The organism is Citrobacter freundii complex sp. CFNIH9, from assembly GCF_002903305.1.
GTDB lineage: Bacteria > Pseudomonadota > Gammaproteobacteria > Enterobacterales > Enterobacteriaceae > Citrobacter > Citrobacter portucalensis.
Map to the genome: position 1 here is coordinate 3,405,492 of NZ_CP026238.1, position 13,571 is coordinate 3,419,062.

14 protein-coding genes, 1 tRNA gene and 2 pseudogenes are annotated in these 13,571 nt (G+C 55.6%); 3 read left to right on the top strand and 14 right to left on the bottom strand.

The genetic code is table 11. The annotated features are described in order from the left end of the window. Window positions 1-34: 34 nt before the first annotated feature. The 3 genes from C2U43_RS17480 to C2U43_RS17495 all read left to right on the top strand — a co-directional run bounded on the left by C2U43_RS17480 (window position 35) and on the right by C2U43_RS17495 (window position 2,186). Window positions 35-111: transfer RNA gene (locus C2U43_RS17480), tRNA-Pro, on the top strand. A gap of 208 nt (window positions 112-319) precedes the next feature. Then, entirely contained in the window at window positions 320-967 is a 648-nt protein-coding gene (gene narP, locus C2U43_RS17485) for a nitrate/nitrite response regulator protein NarP (RefSeq protein WP_003834605.1), read from the top strand. A 238-nt stretch (window positions 968-1,205) separates the two neighbouring features. After that, complete coding sequence (locus tag C2U43_RS17495; protein ID WP_103285564.1) at window positions 1,206-2,186, top strand: transposase; 981 nt, start codon at window positions 1,206-1,208, stop codon at window positions 2,184-2,186. Between the two features lie 158 nt (window positions 2,187-2,344). On the opposite strand, the gene C2U43_RS17505 is transcribed toward C2U43_RS17495, so the two are convergent. The 14 genes and pseudogenes from C2U43_RS17505 to napG all read right to left on the bottom strand — a co-directional run bounded on the left by C2U43_RS17505 (window position 2,345) and on the right by napG (window position 13,566). Continuing rightward, entirely contained in the window at window positions 2,345-3,394 is a 1,050-nt protein-coding gene (locus C2U43_RS17505; protein ID WP_032944027.1) for a cytochrome c-type biogenesis protein CcmH, read from the bottom strand. Then, entirely contained in the window at window positions 3,391-3,948 is a 558-nt protein-coding gene (gene dsbE / locus C2U43_RS17510) for a thiol:disulfide interchange protein DsbE (protein ID WP_003834613.1), read from the bottom strand. The genes C2U43_RS17505 and dsbE overlap by 4 nt, the downstream gene beginning before the upstream one ends. Continuing rightward, on the bottom strand, window positions 3,945-5,900 hold the full coding sequence (locus C2U43_RS17515) for a heme lyase CcmF/NrfE family subunit (RefSeq protein ID WP_103285566.1): 1,956 nt from the start codon (window positions 5,898-5,900) through the stop codon (window positions 3,945-3,947). Before C2U43_RS17515 ends, dsbE begins: the two co-directional genes overlap by 4 nt. Then, window positions 5,897-6,100: pseudogene (locus C2U43_RS17520) on the bottom strand (cytochrome c maturation protein CcmE domain-containing protein); the annotation flags it as partial. The gene C2U43_RS17515 and the pseudogene C2U43_RS17520, both read right to left, overlap by 4 nt. 80 nt (window positions 6,101-6,180) lie before the next feature. After that, on the bottom strand, window positions 6,181-7,689 hold the full coding sequence (gene ltrA, locus C2U43_RS17525; protein ID WP_001189111.1) for a group II intron reverse transcriptase/maturase: 1,509 nt from the start codon (window positions 7,687-7,689) through the stop codon (window positions 6,181-6,183). A 672-nt stretch (window positions 7,690-8,361) separates the two neighbouring features. Beyond that, window positions 8,362-8,646 (bottom strand): annotated as a pseudogene (locus C2U43_RS17530) (cytochrome c maturation protein CcmE domain-containing protein); the annotation flags it as partial. Then, window positions 8,643-8,855, bottom strand: a complete 213-nt coding sequence (gene ccmD, locus C2U43_RS17535) for a heme exporter protein CcmD (RefSeq protein ID WP_020996676.1) — start codon at window positions 8,853-8,855, stop codon at window positions 8,643-8,645. The gene ccmD and the pseudogene C2U43_RS17530, both read right to left, overlap by 4 nt. Beyond that, entirely contained in the window at window positions 8,852-9,589 is a 738-nt protein-coding gene (locus C2U43_RS17540; RefSeq protein WP_003027538.1) for a heme ABC transporter permease, read from the bottom strand. The genes ccmD and C2U43_RS17540 overlap by 4 nt, the downstream gene beginning before the upstream one ends. A gap of 76 nt (window positions 9,590-9,665) precedes the next feature. Next, the gene (gene ccmB / locus C2U43_RS17545; protein WP_048215891.1) at window positions 9,666-10,325 is read right to left on the bottom strand and encodes a heme exporter protein CcmB; all 660 of its coding nucleotides are present in this window, start codon (window positions 10,323-10,325) and stop codon (window positions 9,666-9,668) included. Beyond that, complete coding sequence (gene ccmA / locus C2U43_RS17550) at window positions 10,322-10,942, bottom strand: cytochrome c biogenesis heme-transporting ATPase CcmA (protein WP_008785298.1); 621 nt, start codon at window positions 10,940-10,942, stop codon at window positions 10,322-10,324. Before ccmA ends, ccmB begins: the two co-directional genes overlap by 4 nt. Window positions 10,943-10,962: 20 nt before the next feature. Next, window positions 10,963-11,565 carry a cytochrome c-type protein NapC gene (napC, locus tag C2U43_RS17555; RefSeq protein ID WP_003027548.1) on the bottom strand — a complete coding sequence of 201 codons (603 nt, stop codon included), beginning with the start codon at window positions 11,563-11,565 and terminating at the stop codon, window positions 10,963-10,965. A 9-nt stretch (window positions 11,566-11,574) separates the two neighbouring features. Next, window positions 11,575-12,024, bottom strand: a complete 450-nt coding sequence (gene napB, locus C2U43_RS17560; protein ID WP_003834627.1) for a nitrate reductase cytochrome c-type subunit — start codon at window positions 12,022-12,024, stop codon at window positions 11,575-11,577. Beyond that, window positions 12,021-12,884 carry a quinol dehydrogenase ferredoxin subunit NapH gene (gene napH, locus C2U43_RS17565; RefSeq protein WP_003027552.1) on the bottom strand — a complete coding sequence of 288 codons (864 nt, stop codon included), beginning with the start codon at window positions 12,882-12,884 and terminating at the stop codon, window positions 12,021-12,023. Before napH ends, napB begins: the two co-directional genes overlap by 4 nt. Beyond that, on the bottom strand, window positions 12,871-13,566 hold the full coding sequence (gene napG, locus C2U43_RS17570; protein WP_003834629.1) for a ferredoxin-type protein NapG: 696 nt from the start codon (window positions 13,564-13,566) through the stop codon (window positions 12,871-12,873). The genes napH and napG overlap by 14 nt, the downstream gene beginning before the upstream one ends. Window positions 13,567-13,571 lie beyond the last annotated feature (5 nt).

A 13,571-nucleotide genomic window follows, 5' to 3' on the forward strand; every position in this document is an offset into this window, starting at 1 on the left:
TAGCGGAAAGCAGTAGTATTAGCAGCCATAGCGTCGGCACGTAGCGCAGCCTGGTAGCGCACCGTCATGGGGTGTCGGGGGTCGGAGGTTCAAATCCTCTCGTGCCGACCAAAAATCCCTAAAAAAACCAACCCTTGCGGTTGGTTTTTTTATGTCTGCGATTCCGCATTCCTGAGTTTTACAGCAGCCTTCAGCACAGGTTTTACTACTTACCCATGCACAAATTGGGGTAAAATTCATCCTCTCATCAGCGCGATGAATCTGGACGATTGATGCGCTGAAAACAATAATGATACTAATAAAAGCTCAGGAGAATAGTATGCCTGAAGTAACGCCTTTTCGGGTGCTGATTGTCGACGACCACCCACTCATGCGGCGGGGAATTAGTCAATTATTGCAACTGGATCCCGCATTTGACGTAGTCGCTGAAGCTGGCGACGGCGCAAGTGCTATCGATCTGGCAAACCGTCTGGACCTTGATGTGATCCTGCTGGATCTCAATATGAAAGGTATGAGCGGGCTGGACACCCTGAATGCGCTGCGTCGGGACGGCGTCACCGCGCAAATTATTATTCTTACCGTATCGGATGCCGCCAGCGATGTGTACGCCTTAATTGATGCCGGCGCGGATGGTTATTTACTGAAAGATAGCGATCCCGAAGTCTTGCTGGAAGCCATTCGTAACGGCGCCAAAGGTGGTAAAGCGTTTAGCGCTCGCGTTAGCGAATATCTGCGCGAACGTGACCTGTTTGGTGCGCAGGAAGATCCATTCAGCATTCTCACCGAACGCGAGCTGGATGTGTTACACGAGCTGGCTCAGGGGCTGTCGAATAAACAGATTGCATCAGTGCTGAATATTTCCGAACAGACGGTGAAGGTGCATATTCGTAACCTGCTGCGCAAACTCAACGTGCGTTCTCGCGTTGCTGCCACCATCCTGTTTTTGCAAACACGCGGCATGCAGTAATCAATGAGATGCCGGATGGCGACGCAACAGCGTCTTATCCGGCCTTGTATTATCCTCTCTGTGCAGAGAGGGCCGGCCAGTTCTCCCTGCCATGCCGTCCGCATGCCGTATCCGGCCTTAGGTTAACAACCTGTATTGTAGATTTATGCAGCGGACTGCCGTTCTCCACAAGTGACAAACCGGACAGTATCATGGACCGGTTTTCCCGGTAATCCGCATTCACAAGGTTGGTCTCACTATGGAACAGGAACTTCATTTTATCGGTATTGACGTCTCTAAAGCCAAGCTGGATGTCGATGTGCTGCGTCCCGATGGCCGTCACCGCAGTAAAAAATTTGCGAACACCCTGAAGGGCCACAATGAACTCCTCCACTGGCTCAACAGCCATAACGTGGCGCCGGCGCATATCTGTATGGAAGCCACCAGTACGTATATGGAAGACGTGGCCGCCCATCTCAGTGATGCCGGATTCACCGTCTCCATCATCAATCCTGCCCTCGGCAAAGCCTTCGCACAGAGCGAGGGGCTGCGCAGGAAAACCGATGCCGTTGATGCCCGCATGCTGGCAGAGTTTTGCCGTCAGAAGCGCCCGGCAGTCTGGGAAGCTCCGCATCCGGTTGAACGGGCGTTACGGGCACTGGTGCTGCGCCATCAGTCACTGACGGATATGCGTACGCAGGAACTGAATCGCCTGGAGACAGCACGTGAGGTACAGCGTCCGAGTATCGACGCTCATCTGCTGTGGCTTCATGCCGAAATTAAACGCATCGAAAAGCAGATAAAGGACCTGACGGATGACGACCCGGACATGAAACACCGCAGGAAGCTGCTGGAAAGTATCCCGGGTATCGGGGAAAAGACGTCGGCGGTGCTGCTGGCTTATGTGGGACTGAAGGACAGGTTCAGCCAGGCGAGACAGTTCGCCGCCTTTGCCGGTCTGACACCGCGCCAGCATGAATCAGGCAGCAGCGTGAGGGGAATGAGCCGGATGAGTAAAAGCGGCCATGTATCCCTGCGCAGGGCTCTGTACATGCCAGCGATGGTGGCAATAAGTAAAACGGAATGGGGGCGGGCGTTCCGCGACCGTCTGGCAGGAAACGGTAAAAAAGGGAAAGTGATAATAGGCGCAATGATGCGCAAGCTGGCGCATGTGTCTTACGGGGTACTGAAATCAGGTGAGCCGTTCGATGCGTCGAGACATGGGGTGATAACAGCCTGAAGGGAAGATGAATCAGGAAAAAACAGCGCCTGACGGCGCTGTGACTGGTCGTGCCTGCTATCCGTAACCGCGGAACCTGAAAAGGCTTGCAGGCGATAACAGTATCTACAAAGCTCGCACAGGCCCGAAAGCAGCATGCCTTCGGGTAATCTGGACTCTTACTTCTCCTGCGGCGTTAGCTGCTCCATCGCCTGCTTAATGCTGCGTTCTATCACCGCCCGACGGGTATCATTGGCCGGTAATAATTTCAGCATCATCTCCCATGCCGCAACCGCCTCACCAAAGCGCTGCTGTTCAAAAGCGTTAAACGCGTACATGCTGAGAACCCGCACGTTGGCATGCTCGCCGCGCACCAGCTGGCGTAACAGCTCCCCTCCCCTGCGATTATCGTCAGGATCGGATGAACGGGTCAGTGCTTCCGCATAACCCAGCGCCGCATCGCTGTTTTTAGGATCCAGTCGATAGGCATTGGCATAGGCTTCAGTGGCCGTACTGGCGTTACCGAGTACCATGCCAATACGCCCAAGCATGATCCAACCTTCAACGTTTGTAGGATCGGCTTGTAAACGTGTGCGCAGTCCCAGCGCCAGACGTGTCATATCTTCTTCATTGAGCGGGTCAGCTTTCGGATCCAACGCGCGTTCCAGCAGCGCCGGAGCCTGAGCGGTGGCCTGCTGCCAGACCTGAACCTGCTTATAGCTGCCGGTTTCATAATAGCTCACCGCGCCAACGATCAGCGCCACCACGATGCCGGGCACAAACAACCCAAATCCACCGCGTTTGCCATCCGGGATAACGTCGTCAGGAAACTCTTCCAGCTTCACCCGGACGCGTCGGCGAGTACGGGCAAAAATAATCCAGCCGCCCAAACCAATCGCTACCACCGGCATCACCCACAAAAGCACTGTAAGCGGCGTCAACGGCGGATCGTAGGTGACGAAGTTGCCGTAGCGCGCCACCATGTAGTCGACAATCTCTTTCTGACTTTTTCCTTCCTGCATCAGTTCGTACACTTTCTGGCGCAGGTCAGTGGCAATCATCGAGTTAGAATCGGCGATACTGTTGTTCTGACATTTAGGACAGCGCAGCTGTTCGGTAAGCTGACGGAACTGCTGCTCCTGCGCTTCATCCTTAAACTGCATCACATCGATGGTCGCCAGCGCAGATCCCGAGATAACCAGCATCAGCAGGCCCAGTAAAAATCTCATTGCGCAGCCTCCTTACTGTACTTATCCCACAACGGTTTGATCTCGCTCTCCCACACCCTGGCATTCAAATCACCGGCATGGCGATAGCGAATAATACCTTTACCGTCGATCAGGAACGTTTCCGGCGCGCCGTACACGCCAAGATCCAGACCGAGCATACCGTCGCCGTCAAACAGGCTTAATGAGTAAGGATTGCCCAGCTCTTTCAACCAGACAATGGCTTTCTGACGATCGTCTTTATAGTTCAGACCCACCACCCGCACGCCTTGTGCAGACAGCTGGTTCAGATACTGATGTTCGGCGCGACAGGTCGGACACCAGGTCGCCCAGACGTTCAGCAGTACCGGTTTGCCCTGGGTCAGCACATCGGCCTGATAATGCTGACCCGGATTTTCCAGCGACTCCAGGCGGAATGTCGGAACGGGTTTGCCGATCAGCGCCGATTCCAGATTCGTGGGATCGTCCCCCTGAGCGTTACGCGCCAGCTGCCACAGCAGCGCCGCAGCAATGATCAGAAAAATAATAAACGGAATTAACAGTGCGTTGCGCTTCATACAGCCTCCGACGCATTTTTTTGCACCGCTGCGCGAGGACGCGTGCGCTGACGATAGCGTGGATCAAACAGGCAGAACAATCCGCCCAGCGCCATCAGCAATCCTCCGGCCCAAATCCAGCGAATAAACGGTTTGTAGTACAGACGCACAGCCCATTCGCCGTTATCCAGTTCTTCACCCAGCGCGGCGTACAGATCGCGCGTGAACCCGCCGTCAATTGCCGCTTCGGTCATCATCGAACTGGTGCTGTTATAGAAGCGTTTTTCCGCATGCAGCGTGGCTTCCGGTTTACCATCTCGGGTAACGCCAATAATGGCGACGCCACCCCGGTAGTTAGGTCCGGTAATATCTTTCACTTCGCGGAACGTGAACTGATAGTTATGGATACTAACGCTATCACCTGCTTTCATGCGCACATCGCGTTCAACGCTGTAGTTCTGGCTGAAGGCAATACCGACAATAGTAATCGCCAGCCCAACGTGGCCCGACACCATGCCCCAATAGCTTGGTGTTAACTTCGTTCCGCGGGAAACACGCAGGAATGCTTCGGACATCGCCAGCACGAATATCCAGCATGCCATCGCCAGCCCTACCACCGTCATAGCGGCAATGCGATCCTCAAATAGCCACGGCAGCAGCAGCGACAGAACAAGCGTGGTGACAAACGCGATAATCAGTAACGTTTTCAGTTTACGCGGTCGGTCACGGCCCCAGCGCACTAATGGCCCAATTCCCAGCAACAGCGCGAACGGCGCCATCAGCCAGGTAAACATGGTGTTGAAGAACGGTTCGCCAATCGAAATGCTGCCCAGACCCAGCTGTTTGTGCACCAGCGGCAGCAGCGTGCCCAAGAGCACCACCAGCATGGCGGCAATCAGCAGAACGTTGTTGCCCAACAGCAGAGATTCACGCGACCACAGCGCGTTGTTCACCCGTGAGCGGACCTTGTGACCGCGCACCGCAAACAGCAGCAGGGAGCCGCCAATCACCAATACCATAAAGGCCAGAATAAACATCCCGCGCGACGGATCGGAGGCGAAGGCATGCACCGATACCAGCACGCCGGAGCGCACCAGGAAAGTACCTAACAGGCAAAGCGAGAATGCGCAGATTGACAGCAGCAGCGTCCAGGCTTTAAAGCTGGCACGCTGTTCGGTTACCGACAGCGAGTGCATCAGCGCCGTTCCCACCAGCCATGGCATAAACGAGGCGTTCTCAACTGGATCCCAGAACCACCAACCGCCCCAGCCCAGCTCGTAATAGGCCCAGGCCGAACCGAGCACAATACCCAGCGTCAGGAACACCCACGCCGCCAGCGTCCACGGACGAGAAAAACGGGCGAAGGTACTGTCCAGTCGTCCGCTCATCAGCGCGGCAATCGCAAACGCGAAGGCTACCGAGAAACCGACATACCCCATGTACAGCAACGGCGGATGGAAAATCAGCCCCGGATCCTGCAACAGCGGGTTCAGGTCGCGCCCTTCAATAGGGAAGTTGGGCAACGTACGGGCAAACGGGTTGGAGGTAAACAGAATAAACAGCAGAAAGCCAACGCTTACCATCCCCATCACCGCCAGCACGCGAGCAACGATGTCCAGCGGCATTCGCTGGCTGAACGCCGCAACGGCGAACGTCCAGCCGCTCATCAGCAGCACCCATAGCAACAGCGAGCCTTCATGAGCCCCCCAGGTTGCTGCCACCCGATACCAGACCGGAAGCTGGGTATTGGAGTTGCTGGCAACGTAGGTGACGGTAAAGTCATTAACCACGAAGGCGTTGACCAGAATCAGGAACGCCCCCATCACGCAGATAAACAGAACCCAGGCAAAAGGCCGCGCGGAGGCCATCATTCGCACGTCGCCGCGCGCTACGCCCCACAGCGGATAGACCGACAGTAGTAACGCCACGCCGAGCGCAAGGCACAACAGCGCATTGCCAATTTCAGGCATCATGACGTTTTATCCTTATAAACACTTTCCGGGCGACGATGGTTTTCCTGCATCGCTTTTTCGACTTCCGGCGGGGTGTAATTCTCATCATGTTTGGCAAGAACCTCTTTGGCCTGCACATGATTTCCTTCGTCCAGTTCGCCCTGAACAACGACACCCTGCCCTTCGCGGAACAGATCCGGCAGAATGCCTTGTAGAGTAAGAGGCAGGGCGTAGTCGGACTATTTCCCTGCCTCTCCTCCCCGAACCGGACGTGCACCTTTCAGCGCATCCGGCTCTCCATTTAAATGCTGGCGAACGCCATTGCCACTTCTGTAAAGCGCGATGTATACGTGTTTCTGGTCTCCGTCCTCAGATAGGGATTACCTTCGGGTAGCCGCCAGCGGAACAGCTTCTTGCCTTGCCCCACCAACCGGTACAGTATTTCGCCGCTGAGCTTGCCGTGATTGGTTTTACCAAATAAAACCCACGTTTTGCTCTGACCCGGTTTCGGTGATTTACACCACCACCTCATCAGGGAAGCGATACCTGTACGGTATTTGCGGGCCAGCCAGTGAGCCAGCTTCCAGAACACGACACGGTCGATATAACTGAAGACTTTGGCCTTAAAATCAACGAACTGATAGAACATGGCCCAGCCTTTCAGTTTTCGGTTGAGTTGTTCAGCCATATCGACTTTGCTTTCACTGTAGTTGCCTGATAACAGTGCTGTCAGCGATGCGGCGAAGTTTCTGGCTTTCTCCTGCGGGATCGTTGAGACCACTCGCATCTCGCCATAACGACTGCGTTTGCGAATGATCCTGTGCCCCAGAAAGATAAAGCCGTCATTAACATGGGTGATTTTAGTCTTATCCATGTTCAGCCTGAGTTTCAGACTGCCTTCGAGCACACCCCGACACTCCTCCCTGATGGCTTCCGCCTGTGCTTTGGTGCCTTTGACGATGAGGACAAAATCATCGGCATAGCGGCAGTACGCCACCGCGGGTTTCCACTGCCAGTTTTCTCTGACCGCCGTACTTCGGCCCCGTTGGATACTGTTATTCCAGTACCACCGATCTTTTCTGGCTTTCCCGCTCAGGTAGCGCTCATGCAGGTATTGATCGAACTCATTCAGCATGATGTTCGATAATAGCGGCGATATAACACCGCCCTGTGGTACACCTTCACTGGCCGCCCGAAAGAGACCGACATCGATATGTCCCGCCTTGATGGTTTTCCACAGCAGAGTCATGAAACGTGCGTCACTGATCCTGCGGCGTACAGCCTTCATCAGCAGTCGATGATGTACGGTGTCGAAGTAACTGGACAGGTCGCCTTCAATCACCCAGCGTCCCCGGGTTTCACCACAGTCTGTGAGCTGTAATTTCACCGTGCGGATCGCGTGGTGGACACTGCGCTCAGGCCGGAAGCCATATGAGAGCGTATGAAAATCACTCTCCCATATCGGCTCCATCGCCATCAGCATGGCCCGCTGAACAATACGATCCCGCAACGCGGGGATACCCAGTGGTCGCAGTTTGCCGTTGCTTTTAGGGATGTAAACCCGTCTGGCGGGCAAGGGCTGGTAGTGGCCTGAGAGTAATTCATCCCTGAGGATTTGCAGCTCAACAGCCAGTCTGGCCTGTAGCATTGTTTTGTTCACGCCATCAACGCCGGGGGTATGGGCCCCCTTTGATGAAAGCGTGATCCGCGCCGCTTCAGCCAGCCATTCTGGTTGTGTTATCAGACGCAGCAGCCGTTGAATCCGTAGGGACGGATCGGTGGCTGCCCATGTGGCAAGCTTGCGTTGCATTTCGCTGATTATCAAAGGTCTTCACCTCGTTAGGTCAGTTAATTCACGTCGCAAACACATTCAAACTGCTTCCCTTCGCCATGTAATGGGCTTTCCCCATCGCGGACTACTACGGAAGCTCCGCCAGCCAGCGCGTCATCGGAGCCATGCCCCCTTAACATCCGTCGCTGACCTTCCCCGGTTTACCTGCCTGGACTCAGGCATACTGAGGAGGCTGCCCGTCGCACTCTTTATCCTTGCTTGCCGCAAGTTGGCAGAAGTCAGCAACGCAAGCGTGATAGACGCTGCTGCCCCGGTGTTTCGCATACATGTCAAAACACCTTCGACCGGCAGTGCTTACGTATCACTGCCAGTTCCTCCTGCACGGCCTGTCAGATCACGTAGGCCGTGGTGACGTTTTCAACCCACAGAGGCGGATTAACGGGTTCATGTTCTTCAGCCTTTCAGTACTTAACCTTGAGGATCATCTCGGCTTAGTGATCTCGCCTCAATCCCCGTTGTCAGCGGGTTACATCACCCTGCGGGCATGCCGCAGGTCACTGCCGCTCAGGTTCTCCACCGTCACACCCGGTGGGATTGTTGGGTTTCTCATCGTGAGTTACCGGTTCAATATTCCAGACAGACTCGCGGTTCATTTAAGCATCCATGCCCGCCCTGAACTCCGGGCACACCGTAGGTGACATCCACCACACCTTCGGCGTCATAGATACTGAAATTCACCTTCAACGACTGCGGATCGCGCTTTACGCTACCGGGCATCACCATTCCGCCCACGCGCAGGCGCTGACCGACTTCGGGCATCTGCTGCGTTTCGCGCTTACCGTAGAGTATCTCTCCCGGCGTATAGAACAGGTCAATATTAGAACGCAGCGCATAAAGCACCAGCGTAATGGTCAACGCCAGACCCGCCAGTACCGCACAGGCTATCCATAACCGATTTTTACGTCGAATATTCACGCCGCCTCCCGTTGCACTTGCGCCGCACGCATACGCGCTTCTCTCGCCCGCTGCTGCGCCACACCGCGTAAAATTGCGCGATGTTGTAACGCGGAATGCAGTACCAGCACCACCAGCGGGATAACGCTCATCGCTACGGCAAGCCAGACATACAAGGCGTAGCCGCCCATCGCGAAAAAATCACTCCATGATGCAAATGCAGGGGTCATTGGCGGCCTCTTTTTAAGATCAGTTCGCTCACCCACGGGCGGCGTTTTTCCATCATCAAAATCAGGTTACGCATGCGCATCAGCGCCAGCGTGACAAACAGTAACAGGTAGCCGACGATCGCCAGACGCAGCGGCGTACGCATCGCCGGATCGATGCTTTGCTGCATGCGGGTAGAACCCTGATGCAGCGTATTCCACCACTCAACCGAATAGTGGATAATCGGTAAGTTGACCACGCCAATCAGCACCAGAATACCGGCGGCACGACCTGCCAGACGGCGGTCGTCAAAGGCATGCCACAGCGCAATGGCGCCCACGTAGAGAAACAGCAGCACCAGTTCAGAGGTGAGTCGGGCATCCCAGACCCACCAGGTTCCCCACATCGGTTTGCCCCATGCGGAGCCGGTCACCAGCGCAATAAAGGTAAACACTGCACCAATCGGCGCCATCGCAGCCAGCGCCAGATTGGCCATTTTCATCTGCCAGACCAGGCCGATAAACGCGGCAACAGCCATCGAGGCATAAATGCCCATCGACCAGATTGCCGCCGGAACGTGCAGATAAATAATGCGATAGCTCTGCCCCTGCTGATAGTCCGCAGGCGCAAAACCAAAGCCCCAGACCCATCCCGTTATCAGTACCACCGCGCTGGCAATCGCCAGCCACGGGATAAACCAGCCACAGATCTGATAGAGCCGAGGGGGCATCGCCAATTGATGAAGTGTTTTCCACATAGTTCAGTCACCAGACTCCATAAATTAAAATCCGTTGTGCCAGAGCACCTTGCCCGGCCTACACATCTAATTCTCGTTACTGCACGCTTATCCGTAACGCCGCAGCTGTGGCAAACGGGCTTAACGTGGCGCTGCCGACCAGCAACGCGCCCAGAATTGCCATGTACCCTTCAACCGGTAAGTGCATAGAAGCCGCATCCATCGCGGCGGTTGCAAAAATCAGTAAGGGAATGGTGAGCGGGAGCACCAGCACGCTTAACAACACGCCGCCGCGCTTTAAGCCCACCGTCAGCCCCACACCCGGCGCACCGAGGAAGCCCAGCGTCGGCGTTCCGAGTAACAACGTCAGCGCCATAATTTTCCAGCTGTACATATCCATGCCCAGCAGCAGCGCCACTAGCGGCGAGAGAATCAACAGCGGCAGGCCGGTCACGACCCAGTGCGCCATCACTTTCGCCAGCACCACGGCCGGTAGCGGTAACGGCAGCAGCATCAGTTGCTCAAGGCTGCCGTCCTGCAGATCATCACGAAACAGGCGTTCCAGCGCCAGCAATGACGCCAGCAGCGCCGCAACCCAAATGATGCCCGGCGCAATGCGCGCCAGTAGCTGCGGTTCCGGCCCAATGCTCAGGGGGAACAGCGTAATAACAATCAGGAAGAACCATAAAGGATTGGCGATTTCCGCACTATGACGAAACGCAACTCGCAGTTCTAAACGGAAGATTCGCCACATCATTGCGTTGCCCTCTCGCTGGTCAGCGCAATACGTCGCACTTTATCGGTTTCGACATTGAGCGGTTGGTGGGTGGTGAGAATAACAATACCGCCCTGCTCCGTATGCTGCGCCATACGCTGAGTCAGTCGCTCAACGCCGTTCACATCAATGGCGGTAAAGGGTTCATCGAGGATCCACAGCCGGGCGCGGGTCAGCCACAAACGGGCCAGCGCCACGCGCCGCTGTTGTCCGGCGGAGAGCTGGTTCACCGGAATATCTTCATATCCGGCAAGTCCCGCCTGTGCCAGCGCAGCCAGACACTGTGCAATGTCGCCGTCATGATGGAAGAAACGCAGGTTCTCCAACGCCGAAAGCCGGGTTTTTATCCCCGGCTGATGTCCGATCCACAGCAGTTGCTGATGGTAGCTGTCCCGCACGTGATGCAGCGGCTGCTCTTGCCAGCAAACCTCCCCTGCATCGGGACGCGCCAGCCCGGTAAGCAACCGCAGCAGAGTGGTTTTCCCTGCGCCGTTGCTGCCGGTAATTTGTACCCATTCCCCTGCGTTGACGCGAAATGACAGATTGCTGAACAGTATTCTGTCATCTCGCTCGCAAAGTAATTCTCTGGCTTCAAGCATACCTGGTTATCTACATCCTGTTAAAAGCCCGGTTTGACTTCGCGCATATCAGGCAGTTTGTGCGCTATCCCTTTATGACAGTCAATACAGGTTTGCCCGTCTTTCACGGCCTGGTCGTGCATTTTGGCCGCAACGCCTTTCTGGGCGGTTAAATCCATAAACTCGAAGTTGTGACAGTTTCGGCACTCTTGCGAATTATTATCTTTCATACGCCGCCACTCATTTTGCGCCATCGTCAGACGATGGTCTTCAAATTTCTGCGGTGTATCTATCAGCCCCAGTGCTTTCGCGTACAGCTCTTTACTGGCCTTGATCTTACGGATCATTTTCGGGCCCCACTCATGGGGGACGTGGCAATCAGGGCAAGTCGCTCGCACACCACTGCGGTTGTTGTAGTGTACGGTTTCCATGTATTCCTGGTATACCGTATTGCGCATTTCGTGACAGCTAATGCAGAACTCTTCTGTATTGGCCTTTTCCATACCGGTATTAAAGCCGCCCCAGAAAATAATGCCGCCCACAAAGCCGATTAACAACAGCGTGCCGAGCGCCAGACGGCTGGGGCGACGCCACCATTGCCAGACGCGCTTAATCCAGCCTGGTTTACGGTTAGAATTTTCCATAATGACCTCTTATTTCCCGTAACCTTTCGAGGGGGTGAAGGTATTTTCAACAATCGGCGCGGCGTCAGCCTGCGGAACGTGACATTGCAGGCAGAAATAACGACGCGGCGCAACTTCAGCCAATACCTTGCCGTCGCTGTCCATAAAGTGCGTCGGACTGATGCGCGGCGCACCAGTAGTGCGATAGCTTTCCACACCGTGGCATTGCAGGCAGCGGTTAGTGTTCGTCGTCACCTGATACCCTTCAACGCTATGCGGAACCATCGGCGGCTGATTCACATAGTTCAGCGGCATGCGCTCTTGCTCTTTCGGCATGCGAATCGCCCCTTCCTGTGTTCCTGAGACTTCCGGTGACTGGCTCAGATCCACTCCATTTGCAGCCCAAACGGCCCCACTGACGACCAGGGCAAGCAGGGCCGTCCATTGACACAGCGTCTTAATCAGGTCATGGCTTTTCATGATTTCGCTCCCGAACTCCATCGTGTTGTTATTGTAAAAACATCCTCAGAACAGACATCCACGCAGCGACCGCAGGCCATGCAATCGCGGCTGGTTACCTGCACCGGACTTTGCTCATCCAGCACCGGCGCACGTAGCACATGCGGTTCCGGGCAAACATGAAAACAATCCATACAGCGGTTACATCTGTTACGTTCTTTTGCCGAAACGGTTAATGCCCCTTTGCTTCCCACCACGCTATACAGCGCACCCAGTGGGCAAAGATGCCCGCACCAGCCATGCTCAACGACCAGTAAATCAAATAAAAACAGCGCGAGGATCAGCAGCGCTCCGCTACCGAATCCCATTACCAGGCTCCGTCCAAGCAGAGAGACTGGATTTATCCACTCCCACAACAGCGTACCGGTCAGGGCGGAACCGACCAGGATAACCACCAGCAGGACGTACCGTATATGGCGCGGCAGGGTTGCGGACTGATTCAGGTCAAACCTTCTGCGCAACCAACTGGCTAAATCGGTAACCGGGTTCATGGGACAAACCCAACTGCAAAACAGTCGCTTACCGGCCAGGGCATACAGCACCGTGATGATAGCTGCTCCCGTTAACGCCACCGTCGCCGGCAGATGCCCGCTGGCCAGGCTTTGCAGAGTAATCAGCGGATCGGTGAACGGGATAGCGTCCAGCAACAGGCTGCTACTGTAGTTGCCATGCAGGATCCACACGCCAAGCCACGGGCCGCTGAGGAACATCGCCAGTATCAGAAACTGACTCAAACGACGCAGCAGCAGCCAGCGATGACTCTTCCACCATCCTTTTTTTGCCTGCGCTTCACGCCCGGCATCACGTTTACGATTTGCCATTGTTCCCCTCCAGCCAACCGAAGCGGTAATGGTGTCCTAACTCCCCTTTCGCCAGCGACAGCGGCAGCACTTTTATTGCTGGCTGTTCCAGTACGCAGACTTTTTCGCATTTCCCACAGCCGGTACAGGCATCGCTGTGCACGGTCGGAATAAACCGCGCATGCTTGCCGGTACGCATATTGCGGTCCAGCTCCAGGGTGATCGCCTCATCAATTTTCGGGCACTCGCGATAGCAAACGTCGCAGCGTAGTCCCTGATAGTTGAGGCAGTTTTCGTGATCCAGCAGTACCGCCAGCCCCATACGCGAATCGTCAATGGATTCAATTTCCCTGTCCAACGCGCCACTCGGGCAGACTTTGGCACACGGAATGTCCTCACACATTTCGCAGGGAATATCACGGGCGACAAAATATGGCGTACCGGCCGCCAGCCCGGAGGCCAGCGTTGCCAGCTTCAGCGTGTCATAGGGACATGCCTGAACGCACTGACCGCAACGTACGCAGGCGCTGGCGAATGCCTCCTCGCTCAGTGCACCTGGCGGGCGCAACCGCACGCCGGTTGCGCGTGCGGTTTGTTGTTGCAACCCCAGCGCCACGCCAACGACGGCCAGCCCGCCCGCTGCGCGAACCATATCGCGCAGAAAGCGGCGGCGGCCATTTTGGGGTTTTGCTGACCGGGACATAACGC